The organism is Peteryoungia algae (assembly GCF_030369675.1).
Lineage (GTDB): Bacteria > Pseudomonadota > Alphaproteobacteria > Rhizobiales > Rhizobiaceae > Allorhizobium > Allorhizobium algae.
Genome location: NZ_CP128477.1, coordinates 561,561 through 579,172 on the forward strand (window position 1 = coordinate 561,561; position 17,612 = coordinate 579,172).

A 17,612-nucleotide genomic window follows, 5' to 3' on the forward strand; every position below is an offset into this window, starting at 1 on the left:
TTGAGGGCCCTTTTTGCATTCTGTCAGAACGTCACCATTCTCAGAAGAAACCACCGCGCTTCTGCCACCAGCCGCCCTTCTTGGGCTTTGCCTCGGTCGCATCTTCCGCCGCCTTGACCGAAGTCACGACCGGCTCGGAGGACGCGACGTTGGATTCGCGGTTGGCGCGGGTCGGCTTGGCCTCTTCGGTGACCGGGGTGGGCGCAGGCGCAGGGGCTGGAGCAGGAGCCGCTGCGACCGGCTCGGCAGCAGGTGCCTCCACGGCAACGACTTCGGCAACGGCCTCTACCGGTGCGGCAGCGACGGGTGCAATTTCGGCGGCCACTTCGGGCTCGGCCACGGCCTTTGCCTTGCGCGTCCGGCGCGGCTTGGGCTTCACCGCTTCCGGAGCGTCCACCACGACTGCGGCGGGTTCCGGTTGGGCGTCGACCGTTTCGGCGACTGCGACATCGTCCGAGCGATCGCCGGCATCGTCGCCATCGTCACCAGCCTCGTCGGAGCCTTCCATCGAGCCTTCTTCGCCCGGACGGTTGCGACGGCCACCGCGCTTGCCGCGACGGCGGCGCTTGCGCTTCTGGGCGTCGTCGCCATTTCCATCACCTTCGGCTTCAGTGGCGCGGATTTCGCCATTGCTCTCGCCGGCGTCGTCCTCGTTTTCGTCACCATCCTCATCATCGAGGTCGGAACCGTTGTCACCGTTCTGAGCATCGCCATTCGGGCCATTGCCGTTCTGGCCATTCTTGCCACGACGGCGACGACGACGCTTGCGCTTGCGATTGCCATCGTCTGCATCGGCACGCGCCGCCTGCGGTGCGCTCTCGGCCTTGGCGGCGACGACGATCTCTTCCTCGTCTTCCTCCTCCGGCTCCGGAACGTAATCGTCCTCTTCCTCGATGTCTGGCAGGAGAGACATCAGGCTCTCGATCTTCACCGGGTTCTCGACGGCTTCGCCGCGTTCGATCGTGAAGTGCTGCGCGCCGCCATGCTGTGCCGGCATGCCGCCGTCGATGACGATCGAGACGCCGAAACGGCCTTCGTAGTCGACGATGGTGTCACGCTTCTGGTTGAGGAGGTAGAGCGCCGTGTCCGGCGTCGTGTGCACGACGATGTCGTGCGTGGTGCTCTTCAGCAGGAACTCCTCGATGCCGCGCAGGACATGCAGGGCAACAGAAGACTGCGAGCGGATGAGGCCGGTCCCGGTGCAATGCGGGCAAACCTGCGTGGTCGATTCCAGCACCGAGGCGCGAATGCGCTGACGCGACATCTCGAGCAGGCCGAAATGCGAGATGCGGCCAACCTGGATGCGGGCACGATCGTTCTTCAGGCAATCCTTCAGCTTCTTCTCGACAGCGCGGTTGTTGCGCTTTTCTTCCATGTCGATGAAGTCGATGACGATCAGGCCGGCCAGGTCGCGCAGGCGCAGCTGACGCGCCACTTCTTCCGCCGCTTCCAGGTTGGTCTGCAGCGCGGTGTCCTCGATCGAGTATTCCCGGGTCGAGCGACCGGAGTTTACGTCGATGGAGACCAGCGCTTCGGTCTGGTTGATGATGATGTAGCCACCCGACTTCAGCGTCACCTGCGGCTGCAGCATCTTGTCGAGCTGGGCTTCGATGCCCGAGCGCGCAAAGATGGGATGGAGATCGCGATAGGGCTGAACCACCTTGGCATGGCTCGGCATCAGCATCTTCATGAAGTCTTTCGCTTCACGATAGCCTTCCTCGCCCGAAACGACGATCTCGGAAATATCCTTGTTGTAGAGGTCGCGAATGGAGCGCTTGATCAGCGATCCCTCTTCATAGACAAGGCACGGCGCAGTCGAGGCGAGCGTCAGCGTGCGGACGTTCTCCCACAGGCGCATCAGATATTCGAAGTCGCGCTTGATCTCGACCTTGGTGCGGTTGGCACCGGCGGTGCGCAGGATCACGCCCATGCCCTGCGGCACTTCGAGCCCGCGGGCAATTTCCTTCAGGCGCTTGCGGTCGGTCGGCTGGGTGATCTTGCGGGAAATGCCGCCACCACGCGCCGTGTTCGGCATCAGCACCGAGTAGCGGCCGGCCAGCGACAGATAGGTGGTGAGAGCTGCACCCTTGTTGCCGCGTTCTTCCTTGGCGACCTGCACGAGCAGGATCTGCCGGCGCTTGATCACTTCCTGGATGCGGTACTGCTTGCGCGGCTTGCGCTGGACGCGGTCCGGAACCTCTTCCATGGCGTCTTCGGCGCCGACGGATTCGATCTCTTCTTTTTCCTCGATGTGATCGTCGTCGTCATCATCGTTGCCATCGTCGTCGTCGCGACGGCCGCCGCGGCGTCCGCCGGCTTCCTCGGAAATCTCGTCCATGTCGACCATGGCGGCAATCGTGCCACCCGCAGCGTCATCAGAAGCTTCGCTGCCTTCCTCGGCAGGCGTCTCTTCGGCGGCGGCCTTCTTGGCGCGCGGCTTGCGGACGCGCTTCGGCTTTGCCTTGGCCGCCGGCTCTTCTGCTGCGGTCTGGCCCTCGACCGAGGCGGCGGCTGCCACGTCGGCATCGGCTTCTGCGGCGAGTTCGGCAGCTACATCGTCGACGATCGCTGACGCGACGGAAGACGTGGTGTTGATTCCGACATCGGGCTGATCCTGCTCGGCCGGATCATTGCTCATGACCTCGTCGCCCTCGACGTCGTTTTCCTTGCGGTGTTCTTCGGCTTCCGCACGAAGCAGCGCCTGACGGTCGGCGAGCGGGATCTGATAATAATCGGGATGGATTTCGGCGAAAGCCAGGAAGCCGTGGCGGTTGCCGCCGTAGTCGACAAAGGCGGCCTGCAGCGAGGGCTCGACCCTCGTTACCTTCGCCAGATAGATATTGCCCCGGATCTGCTTTTTGTGTTGGGATTCGAAGTCAAATTCTTCAATGCGGTTACCACGAACGACGACAACGCGCGTCTCTTCTTCGTGAGACGCGTCGATAAGCATTTTGTCTGCCATTTAAGCTGTGCTCCTCGGCGCCCTCGGTCTGTGGTCCACCCGCGCGCTGAACTTGGAAGCGGCTGGAACCTAGCGGACTGTGCGCCGGATATAGATGTAGACACACGGTGGACCGGGTTCGCAGCATACGGACGGACGACGGGGCTCTTTCCGATCCCGGTCCGTTCCTGGTCATGTCAACCTGCTGCAAAGACATCAAATACCGTACGTCAACGACAATGATATGGACCCCTCGGGATCCGATGAATGCTCGGTAAAGAGCTGTTGGTGGAGAGCCACCGATGAAGTGCCGACCAAGTCGGCGTGTTGAACCAGTTTCAGGAAAAAAATGCGGAGACGGCAGATGAATGTCCGGTCGAACAGGCGCCAAATCCATTGTCTGAGGTTGGCAGCCGTGGGCGGAAATTCTATCCCGTTTGCACTTTTATCCCTCGTTTGCCTTGTATGTTTTCTACGTCACAATAGCAAGCGTAAACGGATTTATGCCATAATGGCAGTCGATTAGGGGAGTTGTCTCATTCTGCGTGATTCCGATGGGTAAAAAGCGGTCTTCGGCCGTAATTTCGATAGCCATCGGGCCGGCACGGCGAGGCATGTGGCGGATAATCTGAGAAAATGGCGCGATATGCGACGTGTGACTTGTGTCACAGTTTTGTCGCTGTCATGACGGGGGCAGGATTTGACAAGAGCTTTGGCGCTGACGGCGGGGCGAAAACTCGTATTTTGGGCCCGAATCGTTCAGGCGTTTGTCTCACTGGCGGGACCCTTGTTGCTGACGCCGCTGTTGCTCGCACCGAACGTCGCCCATGCGGTCACGGCAGACGTGCCGGCGCAGCGATTGGTCGCCTTTGCCGCTCGCATTGCCGGTGACGAGGCCCGAACCCGCATCGTCCTCGACTTTGATCGCGCCCCGACCTTTGAAACCCGTTACATTGCCAATCCGGATCGCATCGTCATTGATCTGCCGGCAACGGCCTTCGCTTTTGCAGAGGCCGATCTGAAGGCGACCGGCTTGTTCAGCGATATCCGATACGGGTCGATGGATGCGGCCTCGGCCCGTCTCGTCCTGACAGCGGCCCGTCCGGCCAGGCTCGCTGCTGCGGAAGTTCAGCCCAATGAGGATGGCAACGGTTACCGCCTGGTTCTCGATGCTGAGCTCGTGCCGGAGGAGGACTTTGCAGCGCTCGTCTCGGCTCAGGCCTGGGCATCCACGCAATCCGACGCGGCTGTGACCGGCACGGTGCCCGTCGCCACTGCGGCGGCGGATGAATTCGTCATCGCGATTGACGCTGGCCATGGCGGCATCGATGCCGGTGCAACGGGTGCGTCAACCAAGACGTCGGAAAAGGACATCACGCTCGCCTTTGCGAAGATCCTCAGCGAAAAGCTGAAGGATCTGCCGGGCATTCGCGCTGTCATGACCCGCGATACCGACAAGTTCCTGTCGCTCTCCGAGCGCGTGTTGATCGCTCGCCAGAAGGGGGCAGATCTGCTGATCTCGCTCCATGCCGATACGCTGCGCCAGGCCGACATCCGTGGCGCAACCGTCTACACCATCTCCGACAAGGCCTCCGACCACATGGCAGCCCAGCTCGCCGAGCGGGAAAACTTCTCGGACACCGTGGGAGGCGTCGCGCTGCCGACCGAGACCGAGCCGGAGGTTGGCGACATCCTTCTCGATCTGACCCGGCGCGAGACCCAGGCCTTCTCGATCGCCATGGCACAGGCCGTGGTCGGCTCCTTCGAGGGCCAGATCTCGCTCATCAACAATCCCCATCGTCACGCCGGCTTCCGGGTCCTTCAGGCCCCGGACGTGCCGTCGGTTCTGCTCGAACTCGGTTTCCTTTCGAACAAGGATGATGAGAAACTCTTGCTCGACCCCGTCTGGCGCGAAAGGGTGGCGGGCCTGCTCGTGGAGGCGATCAGGAAGTATCGGCAGCCACAGCTCGCCAATGGCGGTTAGGTCACATCCCCCGAGGAAGCTGTGACCGGGCAGCGCTTCCCGTGCTACCGGCCCTATTTTCCTCACATTGTGCCCGTTACTCGGGGAAATCGCACAAGTCGGACCATTGTCGAATCGCCGCGCTTGTGCAGGAAATCGGCATGTCTTGCCATCCATGGCGTGACGTGCAAAACGCCACAGGGCGTGCGAAGCTTGTCGCGGCGCGCGAAACCTGAAGCAGAGCCGGTAGCGGAAACATGATCAGACTGATTGGATATCTCTTCGGATTGGCGTCCGTGCTGGCGCTCGGCGTCGCGGCCGTTGTCGCCGTCTATCTGAACGGGGTGACCAAGGACCTGCCGAACTACGAGGTTCTGGCGAGCTACTCTCCGCCGGTCACGACCCGCATTCATGCCGGCAACGGCGCGCTGGTGGCCGAATATGCCCGCGAGCGTCGCCTCTTCCTGCCGATCCAGGCGATCCCGGACCGGGTCAAGGCAGCCTTTCTCTCGGCCGAAGACAAGAATTTCTACAACCATCCCGGCGTCGATATTTATGGTCTCGGCCGCGCCATCCTGGTCAACGTCCAGAACCTCGGTTCCGGACGCCGTCCGGTCGGTGCCTCGACGATCACCCAGCAGGTGGCGAAGAACTTCCTTTTGTCTTCTGACCAGACCATGGACCGCAAGATCAAGGAAGCGATCCTGTCCTTCCGCATCGAGCAGGCCTATTCCAAGGACAAGATCCTTGAACTCTATCTGAACGAGATCTTCTTCGGCCTGAACGCCTATGGCATCGCCGGCGCAGCGCTGACCTATTTCGACAAGTCGGTCACCGAACTGACAATCGCTGAAACAGCCTATCTCGCGGCTCTGCCCAAGGGGCCGAACAATTACCATCCCTTCCGCCGCACGGATGCGGCCCTCGAGCGCCGCAACTGGGTCATCGATCGCATGGTCGAGAATGGCTTCGTCGCACGGCAAGAGGGTGAGGACGCCAAGACGCAGCCGCTCGGCGTCAACCTGCGCCGTTCCGGTTCGTCTCTCTTTGCCTCCGACTATTTCGCGGAAGAAGTCCGCCGCCAGATCATCGAGAAATATGGGGACAAATCTCTCTATGAAGGTGGCCTTTCGGTCCGCACCTCGCTCGATCCCCAGATGCAGATCGCGGCCCGCAAGGCGCTGCAGTCGGCACTCCTGACCTATGACCAGCGTCGCGGCTTCCGCGGACCCATCAAGCAGATTCCGCTTGAGGGCGACTGGGGTGTGCCGCTCGCTGAGATCCCTGGTCTCGCTGACGTACCGGAGTGGAAGATCGCCGTCGTCCTCGACGTGGCTGCCGACGGCGTCGATATCGGTCTGCAGCCCGCCAAGGAGGGGGGCGGCAAGGTCGTGGCGGAACGCATCCGTGGCCGTATCGCCCCCGCTGACATGGAATGGGCCTATCGCTCCGCCCTCGGCGACCGCAAGTCGGTGAAGTCACCCGAAGGTGTGCTGTCGCCGGGCGATGTGGTCTATGTCGAGGCCCTGGAAGAAGGCTCGAGCGCCTATCGCCTGCGTCAGACGCCGAAGGTCCAGGGCGGCCTCGTCGCCATGGACCCGCATACTGGCCGCGTTCTCGCGATCGCCGGCGGGTTCTCCTATGCTCAGTCCGAGTTCAACCGCGCCACCCAGGCGATGCGTCAGCCCGGTTCGTCCTTCAAGCCCTTCGTCTATGCCGCTGCACTCGACACCGGCTATACCCCGGCATCCGTCATCATGGACGCCCCGGTCGAATTCGTCTCCGGTGGCCAGGTCTGGCGCCCGCAGAATTATGGCGGCGGTTCCGCCGGTCCGCAGACCCTGCGTCTCGGCATCGAGAAATCGCGTAACCTGATGACGGTGCGTCTAGCCAACGACATGGGCATGAACCTGGTGGCCGAATATGCCGAACGCTTCGGCATCTACGACAAGATGAACCCGGTGCTCGCCATGTCGCTCGGCTCCGGCGAAACGACGGTCATGCGCCTGGTCTCGGCCTATGCCGTCTTCGCCAATGGTGGCAAGCAGATCAAGCCGACACTGATCGACCGTATCCAGGATCGCCACGGCAAGACGATCTTTCGTCACGAGGACCGGATCTGCGAAGCCTGCAACGCCGAGCGCTATACCGGCCAGGAAGAGCCGACTGTCGTCGACAATCGCGATCAGGTGCTCGATCCCATGACCGCCTACCAGATCACTTCGATGATGGAGGGCGTCGTCAGCCGAGGCACGGCTGCCGGCAAGATCAAGCTCGACCGCCCTGTCGCCGGCAAGACCGGAACCTCCAACGACGAGAAGGACGCCTGGTTCGTCGGCTACACGCCCGACCTCGTGGCCGGTGTTTTCATCGGCTTCGACCAGCCGGCACCGCTCGGGCGCGGCTCGACCGGCGGCTCGCTTGCAGCTCCTGTCTTCAATGACTTCATGCAGATGGCGACGGCCAACACGCCGCCCGGCAAGTTCTTCGTGCCGCAGGGCATGAGCTTCATTCCGGTCAACCGGACCACCGGCATGGCCGCCTATGAAGGCGAACCCGATACGATCATGGAGGCGTTCAAGCCCGGCACCGGCCCGGCCGACTCGCTGTCGATCATCGGCATGGACGGCTATGCGCCACCGGAGGAAATCCTGCGAGATTCGCCTCAGGCCAACCAGGCTGTGACCTCGGGTTCCGGCGGCCTCTTCTAGGCCTTATCGCACCGTTCCTCGTGACCCGGCTCTTTACATCAGGGCCGGGCGCAACTATGCGAGGGGCCAGATTTTCACCAGTTTCAGAGGTCGAGAACCGAACGCATGCGCAATGAAATTGAAAATGTCGTCGACGAAATCAAGCAGGCCATAAGCCTGCTGAGGAGGCATCTTTGACTGGGATCAGGCGGTAAGACGACTGGACTGGTTGAACAACAAGGCCGAGGACCCGAACCTCTGGAACGATGCCCAGGAAGCCCAGAAGCTGATGCGCGAGCGCCAGCAGCTGGATGACAGCATTGCTGGCGTCAAGCGCCTCGAACAGGCGATGAACGACAACATCGAGCTGATCGAGATGGGCGAGGAAGAGGACGACGAATCGGTCGTCAAGGATGCCGAGGACCAGTTGAAGGCCCTGAAGACCGAGGCCGCCCGCCGTCAGGTGGAGGCCATGCTTTCGGGCGAGGCGGACAGCAACGACACCTATGTCGAAGTCCATTCGGGCGCCGGCGGCACAGAGAGCCAGGACTGGGCGAACATGCTTCTGCGCATGTATACCCGCTGGGCCGAGCGCTCTGGATTCAAGGTCGAGGTGCTGGAAGTGCATGACGGCGAAGAAGCCGGCATCAAGTCTGCAACGATCCTCATCAAGGGCCACAATGCCTATGGCTGGATGAAGACCGAATCGGGCGTGCATCGCCTGGTCCGGATCTCACCCTATGATTCGAATGCGCGTCGCCACACATCGTTTTCGTCGATCTGGGTCTATCCGGTCGTTGACGACTCGATCAACATCGACATCAACGAGAGCGACTGCCGCATCGATACCTATCGTTCGTCGGGCGCCGGCGGCCAGCACGTCAACACGACCGATTCGGCCGTCCGCATCACGCATATCCCGACCGGTATCGCGGTTGCCTGCCAGCAGGAGCGCTCGCAGCACAAGAACCGCGCCAAGGCCTGGGACATGTTGCGTGCCCGCCTCTACGAGGTCGAGCTGAAGAAGCGGGAAGAGGCAGCCAATGCCGAAGCCGCCTCGAAGACCGATATCGGCTGGGGCCACCAGATCCGCTCCTACGTGTTGCAGCCCTACCAGTTGGTCAAGGACCTGCGCACGGGCGTCGAAAGCACTGATCCGGACAGCGTCCTGAACGGCGAGCTGAACGAGTTCATGGAAGCAGCCCTTGCCCACCGCATCAGCGGCAAGGCATCGGAAGTCGCCGACATCGACTGACCATATCGGTCATCAGACAGGAAAAGGCGGAGCGCCGGGCGCTCCGCCTTTTTTTATGGCGATCCGTCACCGGTCGTTTCAGTTGCTCGCCCGCTCCACGCGAATGTCGCCCAACTCGTCGATCAGCACCGTCCATTCCTCGACCCGATCGGTGTCGGGGGCGGTCTTGAGGTAGACGGTAGCAAAGAAGCCGGGCGTGCCGGCGACGCCGCCCATGCTCTCGGGACGGATGCCCGTCACATAGGGCTTGATGGCCGTGAATTCTTCGAGCTCGACGCTTTCCACCAGCCGAAGCCCTTGCTCGTCCGAGGCAATCATCTGCAGATGAACCCGGGCCGTCCGGTCCTCCTGTCGGATCGCCACGAGCTTGTAATAGCCGCGCTCGCCGCCTTCGACGCCGCTCTCTGCACCGGGCACGCCCTCCGGCCCCGATTCCCAATAGCCGCCGCTCATCACGAAGGTGGCGGCGAGGGGCAGGTCTCCGATGTCATCGGCCACGGCAGGCGCAGACATGAAGAGCAGAAAGGCGAGGGCGGTCGAAAAGCGCGCTTTCATCGGAGCCTCAATCGGAAAACTGTTCGGCAATGATTCGGTCTGACCAGGATCTGTCCGGATCGGACAGGATGCGCGCGGTGGTGTCCTCGGATTGCGCGATCTCCACCCTCAGAACCGATTTGACCTCTGTATGATCCGCCACCGCGTTGACCGGACGCTTTTCCGGCTCCAGCACTTCGAGAACCACGGTGACCTTGTCCGGCAAAAGAGCGCCCCGCCAGCGGCGGGGACGGAAGGCGCTGACCGGCGTAAGTGCCAGAAGCGGTGCCTCGAGCGGCAGGATAGGGCCATGGGCGGAAAGATTGTAGGCAGTTGATCCGACGGGCGTCGCCACCATCAGCCCGTCGCAGATCAGTTCCTCGAGCCGCACCTTGCCATCGATCACCACGCGCAGTTTCGCGGCCTGATACGATTGACGCAGCACCGAGACCTCGTTGATCGCGAGCGCAAAGGAGACGGATCCGTCGGTATTGCTGGTCGTCATTTTCAGCGGGTGGAATTCGTTTTCCACGGCCACCTCGATCCGCTCCGGCAGACTGTCGGTGGAAAAATCGTTCATCAGGAAGCCGACAGAGCCGCGGTTCATCCCGTAGATCAGCTTGCCGCTGTTCATCGTGTCGTGCAGCGTCTGCAGCATGAAGCCGTCGCCGCCGAGCGCCACGATGACATCGGCCTCAGCCGGCTCGGTGTGACCGTAGAGCCGAATCAGGTCATTGCGCGAAGCCTGGGCTTCGTCGGTGTTGGAAGCGATGAAGGCGAGCGACCGGAACGTGCGAGACATGGCGAGCCCTGATGAGATGTTGCCATGTCGTACATGACAAATAGCTGTAACCACAAGCCGTTTTGCCCTCGAAACGGTTCGGCTCGCGGTTGAGTGATCAGCCCGCGCCCCATGCGGAAATTCATCATATCCGCTAACCGTCCGGCGATTTTTTGCTTTACCGCAAATCGATTTCCGCCTAAACACCGCGCACTGCCCTTGTAGCTCAGTTGGTAGAGCACCTGATTTGTAATCAGGGGGTCGCGGGTTCGAACCCTGCCGGGGGCACCACTTCTCTTCACATCTGGCTATTTTTGTCATTGTCCTTTCGGGCTGTTCTTTGGCATGGTCTGGCGACAGCCGAGGGAGACCCGATGCACGTACCGATTTTGGCCGGCCTTGCACTGGCCATGACTGCCGTTCTGAGCCTTCCGCGCGAAAGCCGGGCCGCCGATATCAAATATGCCTGTGACGACGGTACCTCCCTGACCGTCACCTTCAGCGAGAAGGCGGCGGAACTCACGCTCCCAGACGGCGAGAAGTTCTCCCTTCCGCAACAGCCGGCCGCCAGCGGTTTCTGGTATTCAAACAGTCGTTACGAGCTGCGCGGCAAGGGCGAGGAATTGCGATTCGCAATCGGCCGCATGGCGCCCGTCACCTGCCGCAATGCTGGCGAGGTCACCGGACAGTTCGACAGGGCGACGCGCGCCGAGGTCGAGCTTGCCGAGAAAGACACAGGCTTCGACACGAAGGGCAAGCTTACCTGCCTGCGGTATCCGAACTTCGCCTTGAAGGAGCTCGACCTCGGCGAAAAAGGGGCGGCCGGGCTGTTCATCGCCTCGTCCGAGGGACCCTGTCAGCTCAACCCGGCGCTCGACCGCAGGATAGAGGACGAACGTGCCGGCTATCTCTGGGGCGCGGTCGGCCCTTACGCCTTCTTCCGCGGCGCAGATGGCTGGAACGGTGGCCTGCCATTCGTCGTCTACGACGCACGCACGGGCGCGCGCCTGATGGAGGATGTCCTGGCCGGCGAGTTTTCCGCGCTGGCCCTCGTCGGCGAGGAGCTGACCCTGCGCTATCGCCGCATCTTCGCCGCCGAATGCTCGCTGATTGCCGCGCCGGAGAGCTGCTCGGCCACTCTTCGCAGGGAGCTCGGCCTCGAAGCCGATCGCCCCATGCCCGATTGCCGTGCCGCATACCAACCCGCCATCGCCGCTGATCCGGATGCCGCAAAGACCATCGAGGCCTGGCCGAGCGTCATCGAATATCCGGTTGAGCGCAGCCTCTCTAATGATGGCACGTCCGCCGTCGCGATCGAAGGGGAAATCACCTGCCGGCCGGCCATGTGACCGCACGATGCCTGTCGGCGGATTTCGATTCGACAAACGTAAAAAATGAGAGCTTACTGCGTGGGTGCAACTGCCACGGGGACACTCTCATGATCTTCGGTATGTCGCCTTTCACATTTTTTCATGTTGTGCTGAGCCTGATCGGCATCGCCGCCGGTTTCATCGCCCTCGGAGGCTGGCTCCGTGGGCACCTGCGCTCCGGCTGGACCGTCGTCTTTCTCGTCACGACGATCGCCACGGTGCTGACGGGATTTGTCTTCCCCTTCACCGTCGTCACGCCCGCCATCGTGTTCGGGATCATCTCGACGGTGGTGCTGGCCATCGCCGTCTTTGCGCTGTACCGCCAGCATCTCCTTGGGCGCTGGCGATTGGCCTTTCTGCTCAGTGCCCTTTTCGCGCTTTACCTCAACACATTCGTGTTGATCGTCCAGGCGTTCCAGAAGGTCGGGCCGCTCAACGCTCTGGCGCCGACGGGAACGGAGCCTCCATTCGCCGTCGCGCAGGTCCTGTTGCTCGTGGTCTTCATTGCCCTCGGCTACCGGCTCTTGCGGCGTTCCGTACCCTTTGCCATGTGAGTGGCGGCGTGGAGGCTCATTCCTCCGCGTCCCGGCGCGCGGCCTCCTGTATGTCGTGCAACAGGTCGGGCAGGGCGCTCTGCACCCGGTTCCAGCTCGGCATGAAGGGCGTGGCATTCGGCTTGTCGAGATAGAGCTGGCCGGCCTCGATGAGATTGGCGGCGAACAGTTCGACCGCCTGCTCCTCGCGGTGCCGGTCGGTGGTCAGCCCGTTCATTCTTGCGTCGTGGTAATAGGTTTCCACAAGGTCCAGTGCGGTCCGGTAATAGGTGGCCTTCAGCGTCCGGAAGGCGTCCTGGCTGAACACCACGCCGTCGGTCGCAAGTTTGCGGTAGAGCGCCTTGGTGATGTCGATCGACATGCGCGACAGCCCCTTGGCCGCATCTTCGGGTGACAGCGGCTGGTGCTTGTGGTCATAGGCGTCGGCAATATCCACCTGGCAGATCGTCTGGACCGAATAATTGCGCCACAGTTCCGACAGGACGCCGATCTCCAGCCCCCAATCGGAGGGAATGCGGATGTCGGAAAGGATATGGGTCTGCATGGCGAATTCGCCGGCGAGCGGATAGCGGAAGGCCTTGAGGTACTCGATGTAGGGATGGTGCCCCACCACCTTTTCCAGGCTGAGCAGCAGGGGTGTCACCAGCAGCCGCGTCACGCGGCCATTCAAAGATCCGTCGGCAATGCGCGGATAGTAGCCCTTGGAAAAAACGTAAGGGAAGCGCGGATTGGAAACCGGATAGACGAGGCTGGTCAGCATGTCGCGGGAATAGGTGATGATATCGCAGTCATGCAGGGCCACCACACCCGCCTGCCGGCCGGCCAGCACATAGCCCATGCAGAACCAGACGTTTCTTCCCTTGCCCGGCTGGTCGGGTGACAGATTTTCGACCTTCAGTTTCTCGTCGATGGCCCGCATTCGTGGACCGTCATGCCACAAGATGGTGTGTTTCTGCGGCAGGCGCGAGAAATAGTCTTTGGCGTGACGGAACTGCTTTTCGTCCGCCTGGTCGAGCCCGATGACGATCTCGGAGATATAGGAGACCTGCGAGAGTTCGGAAACGATGTGTTCGAGGGCAGGGGCTTCCAGTTCGGAATAGAGCGACGGCAGGATGAGCGTGATCGGACGGGAGGCGGAAAAGTCCGTGAGCTCCTTTTCCATCCGTTCCTGGGAGTGTTCCCGAAGATTGTGCAGGGTTGGGACCACGCCATTCTGATGGAAATCCGCCATGTCTAATTCCTTTCGTGATGAAACCGGTTGAAACCGGCTCAGAGAAATCCCGTGGCAACGAGTTGATGGATAATGATGTTCCAGCCTTCGGGACCGGCCTGCTGCGAACGCAGGATATTCCCCTGCCTTTCCCGCTCCGTGACGGGCAGGGGCTGGTGCGCGGGATTGGCGATGATGATGCCGCAATCGGCGGCTTCCAGCATGGCAAGGTCATTGGGCGCATCCCCGAGCGCGACGGTGCGAACAGGCGTTCCCAGGCTCGACTGATAATGCGCGACCACCTCGGCCATGCGCTCGGCCTTGGAGGTCTTCGGCATCAGCGTGAAGAAGCGTCCGCCCTGGACGGCCGTGAAGCCTCGTCTATCGAGGAAGTCGAGAAACGCCTGCTTCTGCCCATCGGTCCCGCTGAAAAGACCGGGCTCCGAAAAGCGCCGCTGTCGCGCAAGCACGGCGGAGGCATGGGAGAGGCCCGTCTTCCTGGACACCTCTTCCGCGTCCCAATCCCCGAAGCCTTCGAAACAGGCGCTGAGCTCCTTAGGTAAGTCCCTAAGGATTGCCCGCAGATGTTTGTAAGGACTCGATGAATTGTCATCCGTCCCGGCCGCTTCCGAAGGCAGCCCGACGACGCCGGCGCCGTTTTCCACGATCATCGGGTGAGCAATGCCGATCGCGTCGGCAATCGGGCGCATTTCGGCCTCTGTCTTGCTGCTCGCGAGGATCACCGGGATGCCACGCGCCTTCAAGAGGTCGAGCGCCGGCCGGGCGGCCTCGAAGGAATAGCTGCCGTGGTCGAGCAGCGTTCCGTCGAGGTCGGTGAAGACGAGCATCATCAGCCCTTGGTCGCCAGATGCTGGCGCGAGGCGTAAAGCGCGATGGCTGCCGCATTCGAGACGTTGAGCGACTTGATGGCGCCCGGCATGTCGAGGCGGGCAAGCGCCGATACCGTCTCACGCGTCTTCTGCCTCAGTCCCTTGCCTTCGGCGCCGAGCACCAGCGCGATCCTGTCGCCGACAAGGGTCTCCTCCATCGGCGCTGGCCCGTCCGAATCGAGACCGACCGAGAAGAAGCCGAGCTTGTGCAACTCGGCGAGCGCATCGGCGAGATTGGTCACCTGGATATAGGGGATAAGTTCCAGCGCACCGGACGCCGATTTCGCCATCACGCCCGATTCCGTCGGGCTATGCCGCTGCGTGGTGATGACGGCACCGGCATCGAAGGCGACGGCCGAGCGCATGATCGCCCCGACATTGTGTGGATCGGTGACCTGGTCAAGCACCAGGATCAGTGGGCTGTCTTGCAGTGCCTCCAGCCGGCGCGGCGGCAGCGGCCGGGTCTCCAGCATCACGCCCTGGTGGATCGCTTCGGGGCCCAGGATCTTGTCGAGGTCCTGCGGGGTCACCGTCTCAAAGGGAATGCCGAGGTTTTCCACAGATGCGATTTCGAGCCGGACCAGCGCATTTTGTGTCGCCGAAAGCTTGATCAGCTTGCGTTCAGGATTGTCGAGTGCAGCGCGTACGGTGTGCAGCCCGTAGAGCAGCACCTGCTCCGGCGCGAGCTTCGGCGGTGTCCAGCCGGCATTGCTCTTGCGCGGCTTCTGCGGCTCCGGCGTGGGAATTTCGCCCCTTTCGCGCCTGGCATCGCGCACCTGTCGGCGCAGCGTCGCATAATGGGTGTCGCGGGCGGTTTTGTCGATTTTCGGATCTTTGGCCATGCGCCCTTATAACGTCGGGCGAGGGGCGGGCATAGACCCGGCCTGAAAATCACATATGTGTCTGATCCATGAAACTTTTCGGAATTTTTCGTCAATCTGCGTGTTGACATGAGCCGGTTGGGCCGTCATATACCCGCCGCAGATCAGGGGGCGACGCACTCTGGTCGAGACTGAAAAGCTTGGTCGCCAGATCCGGACGAAAGAATGGAGAGATGCCCGAGTGGTTAAAGGGGACGGACTGTAAATCCGTTGGCTCAGCCTACGTTGGTTCAAATCCAACTCTCTCCACCATTCGTCCTCGGATCTGAATATGCGGGTATAGCTCAATGGTAGAGCAGCAGCCTTCCAAGCTGAATACACGGGTTCGATTCCCGTTACCCGCTCCAGCTATCTTTCTGACTTAAGTCTCGGTTTGCAAACAATTTTCATGCCATGCCTTCCGCAGTGACAGGGCGCTTGTCCCGGCTGCGATTCTGGCCGTGAAAACCGTGCCTTCCGGGCGCTGGAAGGCGGATTATTTAACGCTTGCGCATTGCGCATGAAAGCCTTAAACGGCGGGACCAAACCGGTTCGCCGGGGCAACCCCGTTTCGTTCACAGGAAGCATTCAAATGGCAAAGAGTAAGTTTGAGCGCAACAAGCCGCACGTCAACATCGGCACGATCGGCCACGTCGACCACGGCAAGACGTCTCTGACGGCAGCGATCACCAAGTACTTCGGTGAATTCAAGGCCTATGATCAGATCGACGCAGCTCCGGAAGAAAAGGCCCGCGGCATCACCATCTCGACGGCCCACGTCGAGTATGAGACGCCGAACCGCCACTACGCGCACGTCGACTGCCCCGGCCACGCCGACTACGTCAAGAACATGATCACCGGTGCAGCGCAGATGGACGGCGCGATCCTGGTCTGCTCGGCTGCCGATGGCCCGATGCCGCAGACCCGCGAGCACATCCTGCTCGCCCGTCAGGTTGGCGTTCCCGCGATCGTGGTCTTCCTGAACAAGGTCGACCAGGTTGACGACGCAGAACTTCTGGAACTCGTCGAACTGGAAGTTCGCGAACTCCTGTCGTCCTACGACTTCCCCGGCGACGACATCCCCTTCGTCAAGGGTTCGGCTCTGGCTGCCCTGAACGACAGCGACAAGAAGATCGGCGAAGATGCCGTTCGCGAGCTGATGGCCGCTGTTGACGCCTACATCCCGACGCCTGAGCGTCCGATCGACCAGCCCTTCCTGATGCCGATCGAAGACGTGTTCTCGATCTCTGGCCGTGGTACGGTTGTCACGGGCCGCGTCGAGCGTGGTATCGTCAAGGTTGGCGAAGAAGTCGAATTCGTCGGCATCCGCGACACCAAGAAGACGACGGTGACCGGCGTTGAAATGTTCCGCAAGCTGCTCGACCAGGGCCAGGCTGGCGACAACATCGGTGCGCTCGTCCGTGGTATCCAGCGCGACGACGTCGAGCGTGGCCAGGTTCTCTGCAAGCCGGGTTCGGTCAAGCCGCACAAGAAGTTCATGGCAGAAGCCTACATCCTGACGAAGGAAGAAGGCGGCCGTCATACGCCGTTCTTCACCAACTATCGTCCGCAGTTCTACTTCCGCACGACGGACGTGACCGGTATCGTGTCGCTTCCGGAAGGCACGGAAATGGTTATGCCGGGCGACAACGTCACGGTTCAGGTTGAGCTGATCGTTCCGATCGCGATGGAAGAAAAGCTGCGCTTCGCGATCCGCGAAGGCGGCCGTACCGTCGGCGCCGGCATCGTCGCCTCGATCATCGAGTAAGCATCTCCCGAAGGGTGAATGAGAAGGCCTCGCTGGAAACAGCGGGGCCTTTTTCTGTTGAGCGGGAAGCAGGGGAAAGGTGGGGCGAGTCCGGCCGAAAGCCCTGTCAGGCCCTTTCGAGAAACTGCTCTTCGGCCAGCCGCAACAGGTCGGTCACGAGATAGCCGTTGATCGTCATGCCGGTGAGGTCGCATTCGGCGATCGTGGTGTCGGCGAAGCTCGCAAAGCGGATCGTGCTGCCGTTCAGGTCGACATGGGTGAGGCTGGCTGCATGCATGACGACGTTCTCGATTACCGCCGCATTCATCGCCACATTGCGGACCACCATCTGGTCCGCATTGGCGTCGGTGATCAGACAGCGCCCGAGGTCGACATTGCTGAAAACGGCCTCTTTCAGAGAGACGTCGGTGAAGCGGGACTCTGTCAGGTCACTGTCGTCGAATTCCGAGCCGGGCAGGGCGGCATTGCTGATACGGATCATGTCTGTCCTCCGCGGGAGCCTTGGGGAGTATCAGTCAAAGCAGGGAAGCTGGCAAGCGCAAGGAAAACGTCGATACCAGTCGAATGTCTGCCGGAAATCCCGGCGGGCCGGATGCATGGCTCCCGTGTGCGCCGGTCCCCTGCCTGGCGTGTAGCGGAGTTGCGTTGGAAACTGACCTGATTCGCCAGGCTTGAGCAGGGCTGCGGCGCACGCATGGGACCCACAACACATGGCGCAGACATGACATGCCGTCACTTGTGCATGGCCCGGCTGGTGTCGCTCGCTCTCTCTCCCGCTGCCAGCGCAGCAGAGGAG

Annotated in this window: 13 protein-coding genes and 3 tRNA genes; 9 read left to right on the forward strand and 7 right to left on the reverse strand. The window is 61.7% G+C overall.

Annotated features, from left to right (window positions below; all coding sequences use genetic code 11):
• Nucleotides 1-40: 40 nt before the first annotated feature.
• Nucleotides 41-2,962 (reverse strand): Rne/Rng family ribonuclease, encoded by a 2,922-nt coding sequence (locus QTL56_RS02880; RefSeq protein ID WP_245137068.1) that lies wholly within the window; start codon nucleotides 2,960-2,962, stop codon nucleotides 41-43.
• 679 nt (nucleotides 2,963-3,641) lie between these two features.
• On the opposite strand from QTL56_RS02880, the gene QTL56_RS02885 reads away from it, so the two are divergent.
• From QTL56_RS02885 to prfB, 3 genes are all read left to right on the forward strand, one after another.
• Nucleotides 3,642-4,925: an N-acetylmuramoyl-L-alanine amidase gene (locus QTL56_RS02885; protein WP_370660319.1), complete on the forward strand. Its 1,284-nt coding sequence runs from the start codon at nucleotides 3,642-3,644 to the stop codon at nucleotides 4,923-4,925.
• Between the two features lie 236 nt (nucleotides 4,926-5,161).
• Nucleotides 5,162-7,615 (forward strand): penicillin-binding protein 1A, encoded by a 2,454-nt coding sequence (locus QTL56_RS02890; RefSeq protein WP_245137067.1) that lies wholly within the window; start codon nucleotides 5,162-5,164, stop codon nucleotides 7,613-7,615.
• A 105-nt stretch (nucleotides 7,616-7,720) separates the two neighbouring features.
• Nucleotides 7,721-8,849, forward strand: a protein-coding gene (prfB, locus tag QTL56_RS02895) for a peptide chain release factor 2 (protein WP_229576010.1) whose coding sequence is annotated in 2 segments (ribosomal slippage) — nucleotides 7,721-7,789 and nucleotides 7,791-8,849 — 1,128 coding nt in all. Because the reading frame shifts where the segments join, the coding sequence is not laid out codon by codon here.
• A 78-nt stretch (nucleotides 8,850-8,927) separates the two neighbouring features.
• On the opposite strand, the gene QTL56_RS02900 is transcribed toward prfB, so the two are convergent.
• Together QTL56_RS02900 and QTL56_RS02905 are read right to left on the reverse strand one after the other, a co-directional pair.
• The gene (locus QTL56_RS02900) at nucleotides 8,928-9,404 is read right to left on the reverse strand and encodes a hypothetical protein (RefSeq protein WP_245137066.1); all 477 of its coding nucleotides are present in this window, start codon (nucleotides 9,402-9,404) and stop codon (nucleotides 8,928-8,930) included.
• 7 nt (nucleotides 9,405-9,411) lie between these two features.
• Entirely contained in the window at nucleotides 9,412-10,371 is a 960-nt protein-coding gene (locus QTL56_RS02905) for an NAD kinase (protein ID WP_280640732.1), read from the reverse strand.
• 8 nt (nucleotides 10,372-10,379) lie between these two features.
• Here QTL56_RS02905 and QTL56_RS02910 point away from each other — a divergent pair.
• The 3 genes from QTL56_RS02910 to QTL56_RS02920 all read left to right on the forward strand — a co-directional run bounded on the left by QTL56_RS02910 (nucleotide 10,380) and on the right by QTL56_RS02920 (nucleotide 12,088).
• Nucleotides 10,380-10,455, forward strand: a tRNA-Thr gene (locus QTL56_RS02910).
• A gap of 83 nt (nucleotides 10,456-10,538) precedes the next feature.
• Nucleotides 10,539-11,513, forward strand: coding sequence for an MliC family protein (locus QTL56_RS02915; protein ID WP_245137065.1), 975 nt, complete (start codon nucleotides 10,539-10,541; stop codon nucleotides 11,511-11,513).
• 89 nt (nucleotides 11,514-11,602) lie between these two features.
• Nucleotides 11,603-12,088 (forward strand): hypothetical protein, encoded by a 486-nt coding sequence (locus tag QTL56_RS02920; RefSeq protein WP_245137064.1) that lies wholly within the window; start codon nucleotides 11,603-11,605, stop codon nucleotides 12,086-12,088.
• A gap of 16 nt (nucleotides 12,089-12,104) precedes the next feature.
• Here the strand turns inward: QTL56_RS02920 and QTL56_RS02925 are convergent, their stop codons facing one another.
• From QTL56_RS02925 to rlmB, 3 genes are read right to left on the reverse strand one after another with little or no spacing between them, the layout of a single operon-like run.
• On the reverse strand, nucleotides 12,105-13,319 hold the full coding sequence (locus QTL56_RS02925; RefSeq protein WP_245137063.1) for a glycosyltransferase family protein: 1,215 nt from the start codon (nucleotides 13,317-13,319) through the stop codon (nucleotides 12,105-12,107).
• A gap of 38 nt (nucleotides 13,320-13,357) precedes the next feature.
• Nucleotides 13,358-14,149 (reverse strand): HAD-IIB family hydrolase, encoded by a 792-nt coding sequence (locus QTL56_RS02930; RefSeq protein ID WP_245137062.1) that lies wholly within the window; start codon nucleotides 14,147-14,149, stop codon nucleotides 13,358-13,360.
• Nucleotides 14,149-15,030, reverse strand: coding sequence for a 23S rRNA (guanosine(2251)-2'-O)-methyltransferase RlmB (rlmB, locus tag QTL56_RS02935; RefSeq protein WP_229576017.1), 882 nt, complete (start codon nucleotides 15,028-15,030; stop codon nucleotides 14,149-14,151). Before rlmB ends, QTL56_RS02930 begins: the two co-directional genes overlap by 1 nt.
• Nucleotides 15,031-15,236: 206 nt before the next feature.
• Here rlmB and QTL56_RS02940 point away from each other — a divergent pair.
• The 3 genes from QTL56_RS02940 to tuf all read left to right on the forward strand — a co-directional run bounded on the left by QTL56_RS02940 (nucleotide 15,237) and on the right by tuf (nucleotide 16,816).
• Nucleotides 15,237-15,321 (forward strand) — tRNA-Tyr (locus tag QTL56_RS02940).
• Between the two features lie 21 nt (nucleotides 15,322-15,342).
• A tRNA-Gly gene (locus tag QTL56_RS02945) sits at nucleotides 15,343-15,416 on the forward strand.
• Between the two features lie 224 nt (nucleotides 15,417-15,640).
• Complete coding sequence (gene tuf / locus QTL56_RS02950; RefSeq protein ID WP_245137060.1) at nucleotides 15,641-16,816, forward strand: elongation factor Tu; 1,176 nt, start codon at nucleotides 15,641-15,643, stop codon at nucleotides 16,814-16,816.
• Nucleotides 16,817-16,922: 106 nt separating this feature from the next.
• Here the strand turns inward: tuf and QTL56_RS02955 are convergent, their stop codons facing one another.
• Nucleotides 16,923-17,297, reverse strand: a complete 375-nt coding sequence (locus tag QTL56_RS02955) for a pentapeptide repeat-containing protein (protein WP_229577021.1) — start codon at nucleotides 17,295-17,297, stop codon at nucleotides 16,923-16,925.
• Nucleotides 17,298-17,612 lie beyond the last annotated feature (315 nt).

Bases quoted from the DNA above. Each gene is read 5' to 3' on its own strand.
- QTL56_RS02890 (WP_245137067.1), top strand. From the start codon at position 5,162: ATGATCAGACTGATTGGATATCTCTTCGGATTGGCGTCCGTGCTGGCG.
- QTL56_RS02880 (WP_245137068.1), bottom strand. From the start codon at position 2,962: ATGGCAGACAAAATGCTTATCGACGCGTCTCACGAAGAAGAGACGCGC.
- tuf (WP_245137060.1), top strand. From the start codon at position 15,641: ATGGCAAAGAGTAAGTTTGAGCGCAACAAGCCGCACGTCAACATCGGC.
- QTL56_RS02920 (WP_245137064.1), top strand. From the start codon at position 11,603: ATGATCTTCGGTATGTCGCCTTTCACATTTTTTCATGTTGTGCTGAGC.
- rlmB (WP_229576017.1), bottom strand. From the start codon at position 15,030: ATGGCCAAAGATCCGAAAATCGACAAAACCGCCCGCGACACCCATTAT.
- QTL56_RS02930 (WP_245137062.1), bottom strand. From the start codon at position 14,149: ATGATGCTCGTCTTCACCGACCTCGACGGAACGCTGCTCGACCACGGC.
- QTL56_RS02925 (WP_245137063.1), bottom strand. From the start codon at position 13,319: ATGGCGGATTTCCATCAGAATGGCGTGGTCCCAACCCTGCACAATCTT.
- QTL56_RS02955 (WP_229577021.1), bottom strand. From the start codon at position 17,297: ATGATCCGTATCAGCAATGCCGCCCTGCCCGGCTCGGAATTCGACGAC.
- QTL56_RS02915 (WP_245137065.1), top strand. From the start codon at position 10,539: ATGCACGTACCGATTTTGGCCGGCCTTGCACTGGCCATGACTGCCGTT.
- QTL56_RS02900 (WP_245137066.1), bottom strand. From the start codon at position 9,404: ATGAAAGCGCGCTTTTCGACCGCCCTCGCCTTTCTGCTCTTCATGTCT.